Below are 18,214 nucleotides of genomic sequence, written 5' to 3' on the forward strand. Positions count from 1 at the left end.
CGCCCGGCAGGCGGTCATCCGGTCTTGTGCGAATCCCCGTCGCCAAGATTCTGCTCGGCGACCTCGGCCAGGATCTGGCGAGCCCAGCGATGCAGGCCGGAATGGTGCGTGCGCTCGGTCCAGTACATGTCGACCTGAATGAAGACATCCATCGGGAAGGGACGCAAAGCGAGCCTGTCCGAAAGGCGACGCGCCAGTCGATACGGAATCGTGGCCACCAGCTCCGAGCCCGGAATCAGCCGCTCCAATATGTCGTGGCTCGACACGGTGACTTCCGGCTGGAGTTCGATGCCTGTTGCGCGCAACGCGGCGAAGTAGAGAGCCTCCCAACGCCCATTGTGCGTGACCGCGACATGCCGCGCGGCGCAGTAGCGGTCGAGTGCTGGCGTTCCCCGCGCCAACGGGTGCGCCGGGTCCATGACGCAGGCGTAGTGATCGGTGAACAGTTTCCTGCGGTAGTAGATGTCGCCGAGGATCGCTAGGGGTCCCAGCACGATGTCACACGTGTTCTGCTTTAGCTGCTGCTTGCCGTCGACGGCGGATTCGAAGACGTGGATCGTCGCTTTCGGCGCCTCCGCTTGCGCCCGGCGTACGAAGTCGGGAATAACGAACATGCGCTCATGGTGGTTGCAGGAGACCGTCACGCTTCCCTCGGCCGTGGCCGGGTGAAAACCCGAAGGCGAAGAGAGCGCCGCCATCTGTTCGAGGATGCCGCGCGCATGCTGGGCGAGCTCCTCGCCCTTGTCGGTTGCCACGATCGCGTTGCCCTGGCGGACGAACAGCGGATCGTTGAAAGCCTTTCGCAGCCTCTTGATGGCGTAGCTTATGGTGGACTGATTGACACCGAGAAGCTGGGAAGCGTCGGAAAACGAGGCGCGGTCCTGCACGGCGACAAGCGTCTGCAGCGCCGCGAGATCTATGCTGGCAAGGTCGTCGGAGAGCACGGCCATTTCCTCCATGCAAATTTTCGATGACATCTATCTAACCCATCGCATTGCTGAATACACGCCGATTTCGTACCTCGTCGCCTGACAGGGAGGAAATCATGAGCGAAGCCGTGAAAGTGGTCGACGACGTTGCGTTCGAAGACCTGCTTGCCAATCCGTATCCGGTCTTCAAGCGCGTCCGCGATCTCGGGCCGGTCGTCAAAGTCGAGGCGGCCAACATCATGATGGTCACGCGCTTCGACGACGTCATGGCCATCGAACGCGACCCCGAGACGTTTTCCTCCATCAATCCGCAGTCGCTGCTGAACACGGTGATCGGGCCGAATTTGATGCGCAAGGACGGCGATGACCATGCCCGCGAAAGAGCGGCGATGGATCCGAGCCTGCGGCCTGGCGTCGTCAAGCGGTGCTGGGCCGACCCCATGCGGGCCATTTGCGACGACGTTATTTCGCAGATCGAGCACAAGGGCGAGGCCGAGCTTTTCGAGGAGCTCGCGGCGCCGATCGCGGCACGCGCACTGGCCGACATATTGGGTTTCGACGGCGTCGACTGGCGCACGATGGCACTGTGGTCGCAGTCGCTGATCGACGGTTCCGGCAACTACTCGCACAACCCGGAGATCGCGCGTAAGGCGAAGGAGGCAGCCAGCGGCGTCGAGAGCGCCGTCGACAGGATGCTTCCCCATCATCGGGACAATCCAAATCCTTCGATGCTGTCTTCGATGCTCCAGGCCGATCCTCCGCAGACGGTCGAGCAGATCTACGCCAACATCAAGGTCGCGATCGGGGGCGGGCTGAACGAGACCCGCGACTCGATCCTTACGCTGATCCTTGGCCTGCTGCAGAACCCGGACCAACTCGCGCGCATTCGCGCCGAGCCTTCGCTCTGGGCGCAGGCCTTCGAGGAAGCGGTGCGCTGGATTTCGCCGATCGGCATGTATCCGCGCCGCCTGACCCGCGACACGGAGATCTCGGGGACCCTGGTCCGCGAGGGCGAGCAGGTCGGTCTGTGCGTCGGTGCTGCCAACCACGACGACCGCCGTTTCAGCGATCCGGAGAAGTTCGATGTGTTCCGGGAGAAGAAGTCCCACCTGGCGTTCGGCGCCGGATCGCATTTCTGCGCCGGCACATGGGTGTCGCGCGCGCTGGTGAGCCAGATCGCCGTGCCGACGGTGTTCGAGCGGCTGCGTAATCTCAGGCTCAAGGATCCGGAACTCGTCCGCATCCGCGGCTGGGTGTTTCGTGGCCCCACGCACATGCCCGTTGTCTGGGACGCTTGAGGGAGACTGTCATGCCGAAAATCAGGTTCCTCCTCGCGGACGGCGCGGAACTCGCCATAGAGGCCCAGAACGGCCGCACCTTGATGGAAACCGCACTTGAAAACAGCGTTCCGGGCATCATCGCCGAATGCAACGGCTCGGCCGCCTGCGCCACATGCCATGTCGTGCTTCCCGAGGAAATCATGTCGGCGCTCGGACCCATCAGCGAGCATGAAAACGACATGCTGGACTTCGCCGAAGCGCCGCGCGAATCCGGTAGCCGGCTGAGCTGCCAGATCAGGGTCAGCGACGTGCTGGACAACGTTTCCGTCCGCGTTCCGGCCGCCTAGCGGTTGCGGCTGGCCATGTTCCGCGACACCGATCATCCCGCCGCCGCCATACCCGGCAACGAAAGCAGCATCGTGATCGTCGGCGCCGGACAGGCCGGCCTGTCCACGGCCGAAAAGCTGCGGACGAACGGCTTCGCGGGATCGCTCACCCTGATCGGAGATGAGCCCGATGCTCCCTACCAGCGTCCTCCGCTGTCGAAGGCCTATCTTCTCGGCGAGCTCGAGCGCGACAGGCTGAAGCTGAAAGCGGAGGACTGGTACGCAAAGAACCGGATCGCGTTGCGCCTGGGAACGCGCGTCGCATCCATCGACCGCGCCCCGCGGCGCGTATGTCTCGCCGATGGCGGCATGCTTGCCTACGACCGTCTCGTGCTCGCAACGGGATCGACCGCTCGAAAGCTTCCGCAGTCGATCTCGCGCGACCTCGCGGGCATCTTCACGATTCGCACGCTCGCCGACATCGATGCGTTGCGGCCCGCGCTTGAAACGAGCGGCAAGCTCCTTGTCATCGGCGGTGGGTATATCGGCCTTGAGATCGCTGCGGTCGCGCGTGGGCTCGGCATGACAGTGGATGTGGTGGAAGCCGCCGATCGGCTGCTCGCACGGGTGGCCTCGGCGGAGACGGCGAGGGCTGTCGAAGAACTTCACCGCTCCAGGGGCGTGACGTTTCATCTCGGCAAGGCGGTGAACGAGTTGTTGGGCACTGACCACGTGGCCGGCGCGAGGCTCGGCGACGGTACGATCATCGCCGCCGACGTCGTCGTGGCGGGAATCGGCGGCATGCCGAAAACGGCGCTGGCGGCCGAGCTGGGCCTTGCCGTCGACAACGGAATTGCCGCCGACGCGTACGGGCGCACGGACGACCCGTTCATCTGGGCCGCCGGCGATTGCGCCAATTTCTCCTTACCGGGAGGAGGGCTGCGGATGGAGAGCGTCGGCAACGCAATCGACAGCGCCGACCTGGTCGCCCGCAACATCATGGGCGCGCGCCAGCCCTACAAGCCGAAGCCATGGTTCTGGTCGGATCAATTCGATCTCAAGCTGCAGATCGCCGGCCTGTCCAGACCGGGCGATACGGTGGTTGTCAGGCAGGGGGCCGGCCCAGGACGGTCTCACTGGTACTACCGCGAGGGGCAGTTCGTCGCCGTCGATGGGCTGAATGCGCCGCGCGACTATCTGATCGGAAAGCGCCTCCTTGCCGTGTCGGCCAGCCCCGACCCCGCTCAGGTAGCGGATCCGGTGCTGGCGCTCGAGGCTTTGGCGAGCTCGAAATGAGGCCGGCAAGCCCCGCGTTTCCGCATCGCCTGACGGACAAAGCAGGGAAGCAGAGCGCACCGGCAGACTTTTGATATTGACATCCTGTATCGTATCTGAATACTATATGGTATCTTGATGATGTGAGGCGGAAGTGGTCTTGGGCGGGCGCAACTGTCGTGCTCCGGCCAAGTCGCCTCGGGTCGGGCGAGGAATATCGTCACTCGCAAAAAATAACGAAAATATTGGATATTGCGAAATTAACTGGATCATCGGAGGAAAATGGCCTAAGCAATTTCGCTAGGAGGATCGGGCGATCACCTCGTTCTCGCGAGCCGCGAGGCGAGGGAGCGCCCACTGCAACCAGAACTGGGAGGAATCGATGTTGCGACGCAGTTTCAACGTACTCATGCTTTCGGCGGCCTTGGCGGTCGGCATGTTCGGCGCCGCCTTGGCGCAGGACCCGGTCAGGATCGGCGTCAGCGCCTCCAAGACCGGGCCGCTCGCGGGCGGCGCGTCAGGCGTGCTTTGGCCGAACATCAAGCTGTGGGCCGAGAAAGTGAACAAGGCCGGCGGCCTCAAGGTCGGCGATCAGATGCGGCCGATCGAGATCGTCGAGTATGACGACAAGTCGTCGCCGGAAGAGGCGGTCAAGAACATCCAGCGTCTCGCCACCCAGGACCAGGTCGACCTGATCATCCCGCCATATTCGACAGGCCTCAATCTCGCGACTGCCCCGCTGATCGCGAAATATGGCTACCCGCAGATCGTCTCCACCGGCAATGCCAACGATCTCGACCAATTCGTCAAGCGCTGGCCGAACACGTTCTGGCTGCTCGGTCCGGCGCAGGGCATCGCCGACGGTATCGTCGGCACGCTCAAGGATCTGCGCGACGCCGGCAAGATCGGCAACCGCGTCGCGGTGGTCAACGTCTCCGATGCCTTCGGCCTCGAGATGATCAAGACCGGCAAGCCCGCGCTCAAGCAGGCCGGTTTCGATATCGTCTACGAAAGCTCCTATCCGCTCGGCAACCAGGACGTCGCTCCCGTGATAGCAAGCGCCAAGGCGGCGAATGCCGACGCCTTCGTCGCCTACTCCTACCCGCCGGACAGCTTCGCTCTCACCGAGCAGGCGCAGTTGCAGAAGTTCGACGTCAAGGCATTCTTCGTCAGCGTCGGCGGCAATCTCGACGCTTACGGAAAGCGCTTTGGCGCCGCTGCCAACGGGGTCTTGATCATGGGCGGCGTCAATGCGAGCGACCCCGTCTTCCAGGCCTATCGCAAGGAGCACCTAGAGCTGACGGGTCAGGAAGCCGATTGGTGGGCGAGCCCGGTGGCCTATGCCAGCCTGGAGATTCTGCAGCAGGCCGTCGAGCACGTCGGCAGCCTGGACAAGGAAGCGCTCAACAAGGAAATCCAGTCGGGCACCTTCAAGACCGTCATTGGCGATGTCCACTTCGACAACAACATCAACAACAACAACTGGACGGTGGGCCAGTGGAGCGATGGTGTCGTTCATGGCGTCAGGGCGACGGGCAACCTGCAGGGCGCGCAGCAGCCAGTGATCAAGCCCGCCTGGCCCAGCAACTGATCCGATCCTCCCAGGGGCCTCGGCGTCCTCGTGGCGCCGGGCCCTCACTGCGAGAGTACCAATGCTCATCCTGCTGACAGGCCTGCTCCTTGGGGGCACCTATACGCTCATCGCGCTCGGGCTCACGCTCCAGTACGGCGTGGCGCGGATAATGAATCTTGCCAACGGCGAGACGCTCGTAGCCGCGTGCTTCGTCACCTTCTGGCTGTATACGGGCTACGGGATCAATCCGCTTGTGGGCCTGCTGGTGATCGGCCCCGGCGCCTTCGTCATCAACTGGCTGATTTATGCCTGGCTGATGCAGCCGCTGGTGAAGCGGGCCAAGAACCGCGGCATGCTCGAGGTCGATTCGATCCTGGCGACTTTTGGACTGCTGTTCCTGTTCCAGGGGCTGATGCTGCAGGCCTTCGGCGGGTCCTATTTCAACTATGAGTTCCTCGCCCAGCCATTCTCGATCATGGGCAACTCGTTCGGCCTGAACCGCGTCGTGGCTTTTGTCGCCGCGGCCGTCATTGCCGCGGCACTCTACGTCTTCCTCTACCACACCGACCGCGGCACGGCGGTTCGCGCCGTCGCCGTCGATCCGCGCGCCGCACGGCTCGTGGCAATCGATGTGCGCAGGACGGCGGCCTTTGCCTTTGCCCTGGGAGGAGCGATCACGGCCTGCGCCGGCACGCTGCTGTCGACCTTCTATACGTTCAACACGTCGATGGGCGTGCTGTTCACCATGAAGGCGCTGATCATCGTCATCATGGGCGGTGTCGGCGACATTCGCGGCGCGGTTCTTGCCGCCCTCGTGCTTGGCCTGACCGAGACGCTCGTCGCCAGCCTGCTGGATCCGGGGCTGACGCTGGCGGCCAACTACGCCCTTTTCATCCTCGTTCTGCTGCTCCGGCCGCAGGGCATCTTCGGAAAGCGGCCGGCGTGATGAACATCCCGCGCAATGAACTTCTGGCTGTTGGCGCCGGCCTGGCCAGCGCGGCTGTGCTGGCCATTCTTCCCTTGGTCACCGAGGGGTTCTGGTTGTCGCTCAGCGTCAACATCATGCTCTATGCGGCCATATGCACGGCCTGGGCGCTCTTTTCCGGACCGACGCATCTGGTCTCGCTCGCAAGCGCCGCCTTCTTCGGGGTCGGAACCTATTCGGTCGCGATCTTCGTCGACGTCCTGCCTTTCCCCGCCCTTGTCCTCATCGCCGTCGCTGCCGGTGCCTTGCTGGCCATACTGGTCGGATTGGCGACGCTCAGGCTGTCGGGCGTCTATTTCGTGATCTTCACCCTCGGCCTTGCCGAGCTCATGGGCCAGATCGTGACCTGGGTGCAGACCAATTTCGGTGGCACGATCGGGCTCTACGTCTTCACCGATCTCACCGAGGCGCATCTCTACTGGATGCTGCTTGCGCTGACGGTGATCGTGTTCGTGACCGGATGGCTCATCAACAGGTCCCGGCTCGGCCTGGCCTTGCGCATCATCGGCAATGACGAGGCCGTGGCGCGCCATGTCGGTGTCGACACTGCTCGTGCCAGGATCATCCTGTTCGCGGTCTCGGGAGCCTTCATTGCCGTGGCCGGCGCGATCATGGCGCCCCGTTATTCCTACATAACGCCGGACGCGGCGTTCAATCCGATGACGTCCTTCTTCGTGGTCATCATGGCACTGCTTGGCGGGACACGCCGCCTGTGGGGTCCCCTTGTCGGCGTTGTGCCGTTCACCCTGGTGATGGACTTCATCTCGGGCCACTTCCCGAACCAGACCGCAGTGATCGTCGGAATAGCCTTCCTGGCGATCGTCTATGTGCTTCCCGACGGCGTCACGGGACAGCTGGAAAGCCTGTTCCGTCGCCGCCGCCCAACCGACAAAAGCTTGCTGACGACGACCATCGAGGAGGGCAGATGAGCGTTCCTCTCCTTACCATCAATCGGGTGCGCAAGGCCTTCGGCGGCCTCGTCGCCGTGAATGACGTGAGCTTCGACGTCGCCAAGGGCGAACTGCTGGGACTGATCGGCCCGAACGGTTCGGGCAAGACCACGATGCTCAACCTGATATCAGGGGCGCTGTCGCCCACGTCGGGCGGTATCTTGCTGTCCGGTCAGCCCATCGCCGGGCTGCCGGCCCACAAGATCGCCCGGATCGGGGTCGCCCGGACCTTCCAGTTGGTACGCGTTCTGCCGTCGATGAGCGCGCTGGAGAACGTCGTCGCCGGCGCCGTCTTCGGGCACAACAGGCTCTGGGGTGACGAAGCGCTGGCGCTGGCCCGCGATCTGCTGGAACGGGTCGGGCTGAAGGGTCGCGAGGACGTTCCAGTCACGGCGATGACCTACATCGACCAGAAGAGGATCGAGCTCGCCCGTGCCCTTGCGGGCAACCCTCACGTCCTGCTGCTCGACGAGTGGCTCGCCGGCCTCAATCCCAGCGAGCTCAGGATCGGCATGGAGCTCATCCGCGAGATCAGCGCGCAGGGCCGGACGATCATCATGGTCGAGCATGTGATGGATGCCATCCGCTCGCTTTGCCAACGCTGCGTGGTCATGAATTCCGGTACGAAGATCGCCGACGGCATCTCGGCCAACGTCCTGGCCGATCCGGAGGTTGTCCGCGCCTATCTGGGGGATGACGACGATGCTTGAGGTCTCCAATCTCGGCGTCCGCTACGGACGCCACGTCGCGCTCGAAGGCGTTTCCGCACGCGTTTCCAAAGGCGAGATATGCGTCATCCTGGGTGCCAACGGCGCCGGAAAGTCCAGCTTCCTCGGCGCTGTCGCCGGGCTCGTCGGGACGGAGGCCGGCACCAGGATCGTCATGAACGGCAAGGACGTCACGAAACTCGACGCCCATCTGATGGTGGAGGAGGGGATCGCGCTCGTTCCGGAAGGCCGAGGCATCTTTGGCGAGCTCACCGTGGCGGAGAACCTGCGACTTGGAAGCCATGCCAGGCGCGCGAAGGCTGACGCGGCCAAGATGTTTGATTTTGTCTACGGCCTGTTCCCCCGCCTCGCCGAACGCCGTCGCCAATTGGCGCAGACGATGTCGGGAGGCGAGCAGCAGATGGTCGCGATCGGCAGGGCGCTGATGTCGAAGCCGGACATACTGATGCTGGACGAGCCCTCCCTCGGTCTGTCGCCGCTGCTGTCCAAGGAGCTGTTCAAGTCACTGGCCATCATCGCCGCCGAAGGTTTCGGCATTCTGCTTGTCGAGCAGAACGCGCGGCTGAGCCTCAAGACCGCCGATCGCGGCTACCTGATCGAAACGGGAAGGATCGTGGGAGAGGACACGGCGCCGAATTTGCTCAACGATCCAAAGGTCATGAGCGCCTATCTCGGCGCCGTCGCCGCGACGGTCGCGCATTAGCGCGCTGCCGCACGCCAACACAATCTGATCCAGGAATGAGGATGCCCCATGCGCTTGCTTGAAACCGAGATCGTCATCGACGCGCCGCCACAGACCGTGTGGGCCGTGCTGGACGACATCGAGCGCTATGCTGAGTGGAATCCGGCCTTGCCGGCGCTGCGCGGACGCACGACGGTCGGACAGCGGGTCGTCGGGACCCTGCGCCAGCCCAACGTACCCGAGCGCGAGGTCACGCCGACCATCACCCGCATCGTGGGGGCGCGGGAACTGCGCTGGTTGAGTCAGGCGCCCGGAGGCGTGTTCAGCGCGGAGCACATCTTCATCTTGGAGCCGACCGGAAATGGCGGCACGCGGGTCCGCCACAACGAGGTCTTCGATGGTCCGATGGCCGACGAGCGCTGGCCCAGCATCGATACCAACCTGCGAACGGCCTATCACGACCTGAACCGCGCGCTGAAGGCGCGGGCGGAGGCGCTGCGCGGCGAGACCGCCGTGCTGCACCCGGCTGTCGGTCGAGACGCTTCCGCTTCGGCGGTTGGCGCATTCACCGCGCGCTGCAGATGTGCCAGCGAGCCGGTGGAGATCGCGGTGGACCAGGCGGTGGCGCATAACCATCTGTGCGGCTGTTCGAAATGCTGGAAGCCTGCCGGTGCCGTTTTTGCGCAGATTGCCGTCGTGCCGGCCGGCAGCATCTCCGTCGCGGTGCAGGGCGACAAGCTCGAGGCCGTGGACGCCACGCAGAAGATCGAACGCCACCGCTGCAGGTCTTGCGGGACGCATATGGTCGGCAAGGTGTCTGATCCGGATCACCATTTCTACGGGCTTGAATTCGTGCATCCCGAATTGGCGACGGACGGGCACCAGCCGACGATCGAATTCGCGGCCTTTGTGTCTTCGGTCGTGGAAACCGGGATGCCGGCGACCGGCATGGCCAGCGTGCGTCGCGCACTGGCGCAGGCGGGGGTTCCCGCCTATGACGCATTCTCGCCGGAACTGATGGACATCATCGCCTGGCACAAGGTGAAGCTCGCGAAAGCGGTCGGCTAGCGGCGGTCCGTGCCCGAGCCGTTAAGAACCGCTTGTCGACGGCAGGCCTATGCGAACAAAAAATTGGAGCAAACGCATGAAAACGCGCGCCGCTGTCGCTGTTGCCGCCGGAAAGCCGCTGGAGATCATGGAGGTCGACCTCGAAGGCCCGCGCGATGGCGAGGTGCTGGTCGAGATCAAGGCGACCGGCATCTGCCACACCGATGAATTCACGCTGTCGGGCGCCGATCCGGAAGGCCTGTTTCCGGCAATCCTCGGCCATGAAGGCGCCGGTATCGTCGTCGATGTCGGCAAGGGCGTCACCTCGGTCAAGAAGGGCGACCATGTCATCCCGCTCTATACGCCCGAATGCCGCCAGTGCCCGTCCTGCCTGTCGCGCAAGACCAATCTGTGCACCGCGATCCGCGCCACGCAGGGCCAGGGCTTGATGCCCGATGGCTCGTCGCGCTTCTCGATCGGCAAGGACAAGATCTTCCACTATATGGGCTGCTCGACCTTCTCGAACTTCACCGTGCTGCCCGAGATCGCGCTGGCCAAGGTCAATCCCGACGCCCCCTTCGACAAGATCTGCTACATCGGCTGCGGCGTCACCACCGGCATCGGGGCTGTGATCAACACCGCCAAGGTCGAGCAAGGCGCTACTGCGGTGGTCTTCGGTCTCGGCGGCATCGGCTTGAATGTCATCCAGGGCCTGAAGCTTGCCGGCGCCGACATGATCATCGGCGTCGATCTGAACAACGACAAGAAGCCCTGGGGCGAGAAATTCGGCATGACGCATTTCGTCAATCCGAAGGAGATCGACGGCGACGTCGTTCCTCATCTGGTCAACATGACCAAGCGCGGTGCGGACCAGATCGGTGGCGCCGACTACACATTCGACTGCACCGGCAGCACCAAGGTGATGCGCCAGGCGCTGGAAGCCTCGCATCGCGGCTGGGGCAAGTCGGTCGTCATCGGGGTGGCCGGCGCCGGCCAGGAGATCTCGACCAGGCCGTTCCAGTTGGTCACCGGGCGCACCTGGATGGGAACCGCCTTCGGCGGCGCGCGTGGCCGCACCGATGTGCCGCGGATCGTCGACTGGTACATGGACGGCAAGATCCAGATCAATCCGATGATCACCCACACGCTGAAACTCGAAGACATCAACAAGGGCTTTGATCTCATGCATGCCGGTGAGAGCATTCGCAGCGTTGTGGTTTACTGATCGCCTCGCGTGACACGCCCACTTGAAGGCACTGTGCCCTTAGAATGCTGGTGCCGCCCCGACATCGGGCAATCTGATCCACCAGGGTTGCCGTGGCCGCAGCCGATGCCGTAGATGGCTATCATTTTGGCGCTTGGAATTGGTGGAGAAGGACGACATGCCGGAACCCATGAAGACCATCTCCCAGGCAAAATCCCATGGCGGGGTGCAGGGCGTCTATTCGCACCTGTCGACGAGTTGCTCTTGCGACATGACGTTCGCCGTTTTCGTGCCTCCACAGGCTGAGGAAACGCCTTGCCCGGTGGTGTGGTATTTGTCGGGTCTGACCTGCACCCATCAAAATGTCATGGACAAAGGCGAATACAGGCGCATGGCCGCCGAACTTGGCCTGATCATCGTCTGTCCGGACACCAGTCCGCGCGGCACCGAAATCCCCGACGAGAAGGACAATTGGCAGTTTGGCTGCGGCGCCGGTTTTTACCTCGATGCGACGCAGGAGCCTTATGCGAAGAACTACCGGATGTATTCCTATATCGCCGAGGAACTGCCGGCGTTGATCGCTGCGAATTTTCCGGCAGACATGTCGCGCCAGGCCATCACGGGCCATTCGATGGGCGGACACGGCGCACTGACCATCGCCTTGAAAAACCCGGAGCGGTTCAGGAGTTGCTCGGCCTTCGCACCGATCGTGCAGCCAAGCACAGCCGGCTGGTCGAGGCCGGCCCTCGAAAAATACCTCGGCATGGATGAAGCCTCGTGGCGGATCTACGACACCACATCGCTCATTGAGGATGGGCACCGCTTTCAGGAATTTCTCGTCGACCAGGGGACATCGGACGGGTTCCTGAATGACGGGCTAAGGCCCTGGCACCTGGAGGCGGCCTGCGCCAAGGCCGGCATTCCGCTGAAACTGCGCATGCAGGATGGATACGACCATTCGTATTTCTTCATTTCGACCTTCATGGACGACCATCTGCGCTGGCATGCCGAGAGGCTGTTGCTTAACGGCTGAGACCCAACACGCCCGCCTTGGCCGGTATCCCGCCACTTCGATGCGACAGGTTTGATTATTTCGAAAATCCGCAGTAATCTCCGCGATAATTCAATGCGGAGTCGTATGCATGGGTAACACCTTCAAGCCCGCCGGAGAGACACGCGCCGGGGATGTGTTGGCGCGCATGCGGAGCGACATCATCAGCTGTGCCTTGAAGCCGGGAACCAAGCTGCGCTTCGAGACGCTGCGGGAGTTGTATGAAGTCAGCTTTTCCACCCTGCGCGAAGCCCTGTCGCGGCTGGTGGCCGAAGGCCTTGTTGTGGCGGAGGGGCAGCGCGGATTCCTGGTCGCGCCGGTCTCGCTCTTCGATCTCAACGATCTGACGGATGTCCGTGTGCTCGTCGAAAGGCAATGCATCAAGCTGGCGATCGATCGTGGCGACGATCGCTGGGAGGCGGACATCATGGCTGCGTTCCATCGGATGGATCGCCTGCAAAGCCGGCTTGGTGCGAGCTACTATCTCTCCGACGAATGGGCAACGTTGCACAGTGCGTTCCACCTGTCGCTGGTCGCTGCATGCGGCTCGCCCAATCTGCTCGAGATCCGGCAGAAGCTCTTTGAGCGCGCCCACCGCTACCGCAGGATGTCCTCGCAGTTTCGCCCGCAATGGCGCGCAAAGGACGTCGAGCACAAGATGATCATGGACAGGGTCATCGCCCGCGACACCGCCACGGCGCAGGATCTGGTCGACCGGCATATCCGCGAGACGACCGAGAACGTCATTGCCCATGCAAGCCACCTTTTCGCGCAAGGTGGGTCGGGCGATCCTTTCAAGCGTTCGGATCCCGTGGCCGCAGAGTAGGCCGCGGCAAGTTTCACCTGGCGCAATCCGATAGGATCGGCGTCTTGCCATCGCGCGCAAGCAGAGTGTCCGGCAGGCTTGTCGCCTGCCGGGAAGTCACTGCGGATTACGAGTGGGCACGTCCTTCAACCTGAATCACGAGGCTCACCTCGTCGCCGATCATTCCAAGCGCGGCCTTCATGCCGAAGTCGCTGCGTTTGATCGAAGTACGCGCACTGAAGCCGACGACATGGCTCTTGTCCCACGGGTTCTCGCCTTCCTTGTTGAAGGTGACGTCCAGCGTGACGGGTTTGGTGACGCCGGCGATCGTTAGATCGCCTGCGATCGTGCCGGACTTGGCGTCGACCGCCTTGAATTCGTGCCCGACAAAGGTGATCTGCGGGAACTCTGTCGCATTGAACCAGTCCGCGCCCTGGATGTCGCTATCCCGCTGGGTATTGTTCGTCGATATGCCGGCAACTTTCACCGCAACCTCGAGGCTGCTTTCCGCCGGGCGGGCAGGGTCGAACTGGAACGAGCCCGAGAATTCCTTCGCGATTCCGATCACCTGCGAGAAGCCGAGATGATCGATGAAGAAAGCGATCCCTGAATGCACGGGATCAATATCGAATGTCCCAGCCGCTGCCCTTTCGGCGGTCAGCGGCAGCCAGGCGATGGCGGCGGCAAGCAAGGTGGTACGCATTAACTTCGACATGGTTGTGATTTCCTCCCTGTTGATGGTTCCGACAGTTCTCTCCCGGGTCATACCGGGAAGCTTGAGCCGTACCGCGCGATCACAGTCGCCAGGGCTGCGCCGACAGGCAGCAGGCACATCCCGACAAATGCGGCGATTCGGACGACATTGTTCGTGGCGCGGACCCGGCGCAGGACCGGATCGACGACAAAAGGCGTGACAAAGACCAAGGTGAGCACGGCCAGCGCCAGCATGTCGGTCTTGCGCGTGATGAGCGTGACGGTTTGCGCGACCGCGATCATGCCGCCTGCTCCTCCAAGGAGGGATGTGGAGCGAAATCCGAAATCTGGATTCGAAATATTGGCTGCGACAATGGCCGCGATGGCGGCTGCAAAAAGCAGGCTGAGCTGGAAGCTTGAGGATGACGCTCCCAATAGCGCGATCGGCGCGAATCCGACGCATGCGATGCCGAGCAAGGCGGTGCGTCTCGTGCCGGATTCGTCGTCGACCTTACCCGTCCCACCGGAAAGGCCATACATCACCAGCAGGCCCCATAGCGCAGCCGCCACCACTTCCAGGAGCGCATCGGGCAGCCGAGCCGTTCCTATATACGCCGCGGACGCGATTGGCTGAGCAAGGGCAAGCGCGCGACCCAGCCTGCCACGGCCCAAGGAGGCCAGGACACCGAGCGCCGTTCCAATCACGGCGATGAAGAAGATCTTGTTGACCGCACCTACTGGCGGGAAAGACGGCACCTTGTTGTAGGCCAGCCAGTAAGCGACAAGGAAGGAAGCGGGCACCAGGAGGTCCGTCCAGAGCCTCCCGGCGCGAAGCCAGCGCAGCAGCCCAGCAGCCACAAGCGCCAGCAAACCAGCCGTGACCATGCCCAGGATCAGCGCTTCCTGTGGCGATCGCGCCAGGCCGCTCATGTCAGCTGTTCCGCAGCGCTTCGAACTGTCGACTGCGGATATCGGCGACACACTTTGTGGGGCGCATGTTTCCTCCTTCGGCTCGATGTTGCATCAGCCGACTCCCTCGTTCGGTATGTTGACATACCGTATGTTTTTTAGATACTAGATAGTATCTCAAATTGTTATGGGTCTGTCAATATGCACGGCGTCACGGCCGTAGAACCGCATCTCGCCAGACAGAGGCCGGTGCCTGCGCCGGAAGTTTCAAGGGAGGATATCGCCATGACTGACCAGGAACCTGCCGGCCTCGCCGATCTTCGGCTCGCTGGCGGCGCGCAGGGGTTCAACTGGCTTCCTATCTTCGTCGCCGACGAACAGGGCCTTTTCGCAAAGCACGGCGTGCGGATCGTCTACAAGCGCATGGGCAGCGTCGAAAAGGCGACCACGGCCGTTCTCGAGGGTGAAGCGGACCTGGCGATCACGCCACCGGAAGGCGCCGTCGCCAACTTCGTCAGGGGAGGAGAGCTGCGTATCGTCGCGGCCAACGCAGTGCGCCTGCCGATGTCCATTGTGGCGCGCCCGGGCATCAACTCGCTTGCCGAACTGAGGGGCAAGAAGGTAGGCACCTCCTCGCTGACGGAGGGCACTGCGATCTACACGCAGATCATGCTGGCCGCGGCAGGGCTGCACTATCCCGGCGACTACGAGTTTGCCCTGGCCGGCATTCACACCAAGCGGTGGGAGGCGCTGCAGGCAGGCGAAATCGACTGCGCTCCGCAGCCCGCGCCATGGAATTTCCTCGCGCAGGACAAGGGCTACAATCTGCTCGGGGAAGTCTGCGCCGCAATCCCCGAGATCGTCTTCACCGCCGTCATCGGCAAGGCATCCTGGCTCGCAGCGAACCGCGATCTTGTGACCCGCTTCCTCAAGGCGCTGATCGAGGCGCATGCGGTCACGAATGACGCGGCCAACCATGGCATCACCCTGCCGATCTTCCAGCGCATTACCACACCCGACAGCGAATCCCTGGCGCGACGAGGCCTGGAATATATGCGTGGCATGGGCATGTGGCCGCAGGGCCTTGCCGTGCCAGACAAGGCGCTCAAGACGACGATCGACCTGATGGTCAGGGCGAACCTGCTCGACAAGTCGAAGCGCGATGCTGCCGAAGGGGTCTTCGACAGGCGCTATTTGGAGGACGCCGTGTGATCGGCGGCGGCCGGTGAAAGCCTCGATCCATGCGCGACCAGCCGCGAGGCGACGGCCGCGCGGTGCCCCGGTGGTTCCTGCTGCGAAGCATCAGAAACACTTTCTCATCCGGTTCCGCGGTCCCCTCTGAGCACAGCCGTCTCGTCTGCGGCCTCGATATCGGGGCCGCATTCCAAGATGGTCTGGCCATGTCTGGCAAACAGCGGGCGGCAGCTCGATCCGAGCCGTGCCGGCATCGGTCAGCGTGTCAGTGCTTGCCGGTCTTGATGACCTTGTCGAGGTAAGGAGCCGGCGCGACCTTCGCCCGGATCTCGCGGACCTGGTGCTTCTCCACCGTGTTGCGGCGCGACACAAGTGTGACTTCGGTTCCCGGCTGTGCATGTTCGAGGTCGACAAGCCCCAGCGAGATGAAGCGGTTGGCGTTTGCGGTGAAAGACGGCCAGGTCGAGATGCCTGCCACCTTGCCCTGCTTCATGACGGCGTCGACCTGGAATGTCGCGTACATGGGCATCGGCATGTTGAGGAACTTGGCAGGGGTCCCGTTGGCCGGGAAGATGGAGTCCTGCATCACGGCGGCCGCATCCTCGTCGTTCCACTCGAGCGTCACCTTCGTGCGGCGCTGGTTGTTCGCCTTCTCAAGCAAGGCGTCGCGGCCGATGAAGTCGCGACCAAAGTCGATCACGTTGCTGTAGCCGAGCTCGATCGGATCGACGTAGTAGTCCGTAATGTCGTCCGACACGAAACTGCCGCCGAGCGAGGCGACCGACTCCAGGAAGTAGTTGCTCAGCCACTCGCGGTAGGGCTTCATGTCGTCGCCGTGATAGATGGCCGGCAGCGGCATCGGCACCCAGCCGGACTCCTGTGCGGTGGTCGAGTAAGCGAGCGCGCCGATCTTGCGCAAGCCGTACTTCTCCCCAGTCTTCTCCAGCGCCTCGCGCACCGCCTGCTGGTCGTCCCAGGCTCCGTAGATCTCGAAGCCGGGTTCGCCGGCCATGCCGTGCCGCAGGGCCCGGACGGGTTTCCCCGCGATCTTGAACTCACCGATGTTGAAGAACTTGATCTCCGGCAGGCTGCCGCCCGTCACGTCGCGCATCAGCACGAGGGCGTTCGGCCCCTGGATCTGGACACGGAACACCTCGCGGGTGCCAGAGCGGATCGAAAAATTGTCGTCCTTTTTCGCCTCGACGTCGTAGTTGCTCATTTCGGCGTTGTAGAGCACCCAGTCGCTTGCGAAGGGAGCGCCGACGATGCGGAAGAAGTCGTCAGCTTCCCGGAAAATGATGGCGTCGGCGATGTAGTATCCGTCATGGCCGGCCAGCACGAGCTGTTTGGCGCGCAGGACCGGAAACGGGTCGAACTTGTTGACCGCGATCTCCGAGAGGAAGGGGATGACCTGCGATCCGCGCAGTTGCAGTTCGGTCATGTGGTAGGACTGCTCGAGCAGCGCGCAGCCATCCTTCCACGCGCGCACTTCGTCGCGCCAGTTCGTGAACTCCGGCGGAATGACGGGAAAGCGGTAAGGGCCGAGGTTTGAGCCGCGCAGCAGGTTTACCGGTCCTCCCGCCGTTTTCAGGATGCTCTCAAGGCTCTTCGGTGCCTCATTCGTCGTTGCCATATTGGTCTCCTCCATTTGTCTCTGTCATGTCACCTGGCTGCCCCGAACGCTGGCGTGGGCTTCAGCATGTTCGCCTCAGAACAATGCAGCGCCCCCCTCTGCGCGGGCATCTTCCAGCGCAACCATCCGCCGCGGCGCCGGCATGGCGCTCGCTTCGCGCGGTGAGAGGCCGTGCGGAAAGCCAAGATATCCTCCCAAACGAGCGTCGACTAAGCTGCTGGGTCCGGTCGTGGGGGTGCGGGGACAGAATCCAGAACTTGGAAACTCACTAAGATGCTACAAGGTATCCAAAAACCAATCAGAATGTCAATGTGGTTCGCTTGCCGAATGTTGGCCGCGCCGCGGGCCTCGATCCCGTCCACATAGGGGTTCGGCTGGCTGAAGAATGGCGCACGATTGATTGTCTGGAAGTCTTGAACTGGACCAACGAAAAACAGTGCCATTCCTTGTGAGGCCAAGTCGGGATGCTTCAAAAACTTGCCGACATAGAGCCTGTCTGTCGACCTGTCGTCCTTCATCCAGATGAGCGCTTGGGTCATTGAATCAACCCCGAAGCGCCGCAGTCAGAGCGACAGCTGTACCCGGCTCGATCTGAGCGTATCGTCTCCGGCCGACCAGCCTAACCAAGCGCGGAACCATACAGAACGATGCGGGAAAATTTCTGATTCTGGCCCACGAAAAAGGCAATAAAATCAAAAGGAAATGCGACGTCCTCCGGGCCCACCATAGTATTAAATGTCAACCATTTGCATCTACTTCTTCACAAGTAGATGCATCGATCTCTGCCAATGCCATAGCGTTCCAGTGAAACTGGTTGGGCCTTTGTCCGTCAATTTCTCCTTCTCGTCAAAAGCACTGGACGCAGACCCTAACTCAAGAATTCTGGCTTCGAAAGACCTCCCTGCAGTGCGTGCGGTGATCGGCGGCAACGACGTGCCAATGGGCGGGTT

Annotated in this window: 18 protein-coding genes; 13 read left to right on the forward strand and 5 right to left on the reverse strand. The window is 62.6% G+C overall.

The window, feature by feature from the left end; all coding sequences use genetic code 11:
- Nucleotides 1–14: 14 nt before the first annotated feature.
- Complete coding sequence (locus tag AC1RUK_RS04965) at nt 15–977, reverse strand: LysR family transcriptional regulator (protein WP_481836547.1); 963 nt, start codon at nt 975–977, stop codon at nt 15–17.
- 68 nt (nt 978–1,045) lie between these two features.
- On the opposite strand from AC1RUK_RS04965, the gene AC1RUK_RS04970 reads away from it, so the two are divergent.
- From AC1RUK_RS04970 to AC1RUK_RS05025, 12 genes are all read left to right on the forward strand, one after another.
- Complete coding sequence (locus AC1RUK_RS04970) at nt 1,046–2,227, forward strand: cytochrome P450 (RefSeq protein ID WP_481836546.1); 1,182 nt, start codon at nt 1,046–1,048, stop codon at nt 2,225–2,227.
- Nucleotides 2,228–2,238: 11 nt separating this feature from the next.
- On the forward strand, nt 2,239–2,556 hold the full coding sequence (locus tag AC1RUK_RS04975; RefSeq protein ID WP_481836545.1) for a 2Fe-2S iron-sulfur cluster-binding protein: 318 nt from the start codon (nt 2,239–2,241) through the stop codon (nt 2,554–2,556).
- Between the two features lie 72 nt (nt 2,557–2,628).
- Nucleotides 2,629–3,831: an NAD(P)/FAD-dependent oxidoreductase gene (locus AC1RUK_RS04980; RefSeq protein ID WP_481836544.1), complete on the forward strand. Its 1,203-nt coding sequence runs from the start codon at nt 2,629–2,631 to the stop codon at nt 3,829–3,831.
- A gap of 361 nt (nt 3,832–4,192) precedes the next feature.
- Nucleotides 4,193–5,401, forward strand: a complete 1,209-nt coding sequence (locus tag AC1RUK_RS04985) for an amino acid ABC transporter substrate-binding protein (RefSeq protein ID WP_481836543.1) — start codon at nt 4,193–4,195, stop codon at nt 5,399–5,401.
- Between the two features lie 61 nt (nt 5,402–5,462).
- Complete coding sequence (locus tag AC1RUK_RS04990) at nt 5,463–6,329, forward strand: branched-chain amino acid ABC transporter permease (protein ID WP_481840194.1); 867 nt, start codon at nt 5,463–5,465, stop codon at nt 6,327–6,329.
- Nucleotides 6,329–7,297, forward strand: a complete 969-nt coding sequence (locus tag AC1RUK_RS04995) for a branched-chain amino acid ABC transporter permease (RefSeq protein WP_481836541.1) — start codon at nt 6,329–6,331, stop codon at nt 7,295–7,297. Before AC1RUK_RS04990 ends, AC1RUK_RS04995 begins: the two co-directional genes overlap by 1 nt.
- Complete coding sequence (locus AC1RUK_RS05000) at nt 7,294–8,028, forward strand: ABC transporter ATP-binding protein (RefSeq protein WP_481836540.1); 735 nt, start codon at nt 7,294–7,296, stop codon at nt 8,026–8,028. Before AC1RUK_RS04995 ends, AC1RUK_RS05000 begins: the two co-directional genes overlap by 4 nt.
- Entirely contained in the window at nt 8,021–8,749 is a 729-nt protein-coding gene (locus AC1RUK_RS05005) for an ABC transporter ATP-binding protein (RefSeq protein ID WP_481836539.1), read from the forward strand. Before AC1RUK_RS05000 ends, AC1RUK_RS05005 begins: the two co-directional genes overlap by 8 nt.
- A gap of 48 nt (nt 8,750–8,797) precedes the next feature.
- Nucleotides 8,798–9,796 (forward strand): SRPBCC family protein, encoded by a 999-nt coding sequence (locus tag AC1RUK_RS05010; RefSeq protein ID WP_481836538.1) that lies wholly within the window; start codon nt 8,798–8,800, stop codon nt 9,794–9,796.
- Nucleotides 9,797–9,872: 76 nt separating this feature from the next.
- Nucleotides 9,873–11,000, forward strand: coding sequence for an S-(hydroxymethyl)glutathione dehydrogenase/class III alcohol dehydrogenase (locus AC1RUK_RS05015; protein ID WP_481836537.1), 1,128 nt, complete (start codon nt 9,873–9,875; stop codon nt 10,998–11,000).
- A gap of 157 nt (nt 11,001–11,157) precedes the next feature.
- Nucleotides 11,158–12,012 carry an S-formylglutathione hydrolase gene (gene fghA / locus AC1RUK_RS05020; protein WP_481836536.1) on the forward strand — a complete coding sequence of 285 codons (855 nt, stop codon included), beginning with the start codon at nt 11,158–11,160 and terminating at the stop codon, nt 12,010–12,012.
- Nucleotides 12,013–12,121: 109 nt separating this feature from the next.
- Nucleotides 12,122–12,856: an FCD domain-containing protein gene (locus AC1RUK_RS05025; RefSeq protein WP_481836535.1), complete on the forward strand. Its 735-nt coding sequence runs from the start codon at nt 12,122–12,124 to the stop codon at nt 12,854–12,856.
- A 106-nt stretch (nt 12,857–12,962) separates the two neighbouring features.
- Here the strand turns inward: AC1RUK_RS05025 and AC1RUK_RS05030 are convergent, their stop codons facing one another.
- On the reverse strand, nt 12,963–13,550 hold the full coding sequence (locus AC1RUK_RS05030) for a YceI family protein (RefSeq protein ID WP_481836534.1): 588 nt from the start codon (nt 13,548–13,550) through the stop codon (nt 12,963–12,965).
- Nucleotides 13,551–13,597: 47 nt separating this feature from the next.
- Entirely contained in the window at nt 13,598–14,458 is an 861-nt protein-coding gene (locus tag AC1RUK_RS05035; RefSeq protein ID WP_481836533.1) for a hypothetical protein, read from the reverse strand.
- A gap of 264 nt (nt 14,459–14,722) precedes the next feature.
- Between AC1RUK_RS05035 and AC1RUK_RS05040 the strand changes: the two genes are divergently transcribed.
- The gene (locus tag AC1RUK_RS05040) at nt 14,723–15,649 is read left to right on the forward strand and encodes an ABC transporter substrate-binding protein (protein ID WP_481836532.1); all 927 of its coding nucleotides are present in this window, start codon (nt 14,723–14,725) and stop codon (nt 15,647–15,649) included.
- Nucleotides 15,650–15,896: 247 nt separating this feature from the next.
- Here the strand turns inward: AC1RUK_RS05040 and AC1RUK_RS05045 are convergent, their stop codons facing one another.
- Nucleotides 15,897–17,264 (reverse strand): aminomethyl transferase family protein, encoded by a 1,368-nt coding sequence (locus AC1RUK_RS05045; RefSeq protein WP_481836531.1) that lies wholly within the window; start codon nt 17,262–17,264, stop codon nt 15,897–15,899.
- Between the two features lie 209 nt (nt 17,265–17,473).
- Complete coding sequence (locus tag AC1RUK_RS05050) at nt 17,474–17,803, reverse strand: hypothetical protein (protein ID WP_481836530.1); 330 nt, start codon at nt 17,801–17,803, stop codon at nt 17,474–17,476.
- Nucleotides 17,804–18,214 lie beyond the last annotated feature (411 nt).

The organism is Mesorhizobium monacense, assembly GCF_056781675.1.

Bases quoted from the DNA above. Each gene is read 5' to 3' on its own strand.
- fghA (WP_481836536.1), top strand. From the start codon at position 11,158: ATGCCGGAACCCATGAAGACCATCTCCCAGGCAAAATCCCATGGCGGG.
- AC1RUK_RS05010 (WP_481836538.1), top strand. From the start codon at position 8,798: ATGCGCTTGCTTGAAACCGAGATCGTCATCGACGCGCCGCCACAGACC.
- AC1RUK_RS04990 (WP_481840194.1), top strand. From the start codon at position 5,463: ATGCTCATCCTGCTGACAGGCCTGCTCCTTGGGGGCACCTATACGCTC.
- AC1RUK_RS05050 (WP_481836530.1), bottom strand. From the start codon at position 17,803: ATGACCCAAGCGCTCATCTGGATGAAGGACGACAGGTCGACAGACAGG.
- AC1RUK_RS05035 (WP_481836533.1), bottom strand. From the start codon at position 14,458: ATGAGCGGCCTGGCGCGATCGCCACAGGAAGCGCTGATCCTGGGCATG.
- AC1RUK_RS04985 (WP_481836543.1), top strand. From the start codon at position 4,193: ATGTTGCGACGCAGTTTCAACGTACTCATGCTTTCGGCGGCCTTGGCG.
- AC1RUK_RS05030 (WP_481836534.1), bottom strand. From the start codon at position 13,550: ATGTCGAAGTTAATGCGTACCACCTTGCTTGCCGCCGCCATCGCCTGG.
- AC1RUK_RS05025 (WP_481836535.1), top strand. From the start codon at position 12,122: ATGGGTAACACCTTCAAGCCCGCCGGAGAGACACGCGCCGGGGATGTG.
- AC1RUK_RS04995 (WP_481836541.1), top strand. From the start codon at position 6,329: ATGAACATCCCGCGCAATGAACTTCTGGCTGTTGGCGCCGGCCTGGCC.
- AC1RUK_RS05015 (WP_481836537.1), top strand. From the start codon at position 9,873: ATGAAAACGCGCGCCGCTGTCGCTGTTGCCGCCGGAAAGCCGCTGGAG.
- AC1RUK_RS05040 (WP_481836532.1), top strand. From the start codon at position 14,723: ATGACTGACCAGGAACCTGCCGGCCTCGCCGATCTTCGGCTCGCTGGC.
- AC1RUK_RS04965 (WP_481836547.1), bottom strand. From the start codon at position 977: ATGTCATCGAAAATTTGCATGGAGGAAATGGCCGTGCTCTCCGACGAC.
- AC1RUK_RS05045 (WP_481836531.1), bottom strand. From the start codon at position 17,264: ATGGCAACGACGAATGAGGCACCGAAGAGCCTTGAGAGCATCCTGAAA.
- AC1RUK_RS05005 (WP_481836539.1), top strand. From the start codon at position 8,021: ATGCTTGAGGTCTCCAATCTCGGCGTCCGCTACGGACGCCACGTCGCG.
- AC1RUK_RS05000 (WP_481836540.1), top strand. From the start codon at position 7,294: ATGAGCGTTCCTCTCCTTACCATCAATCGGGTGCGCAAGGCCTTCGGC.
- AC1RUK_RS04975 (WP_481836545.1), top strand. From the start codon at position 2,239: ATGCCGAAAATCAGGTTCCTCCTCGCGGACGGCGCGGAACTCGCCATA.
- AC1RUK_RS04970 (WP_481836546.1), top strand. From the start codon at position 1,046: ATGAGCGAAGCCGTGAAAGTGGTCGACGACGTTGCGTTCGAAGACCTG.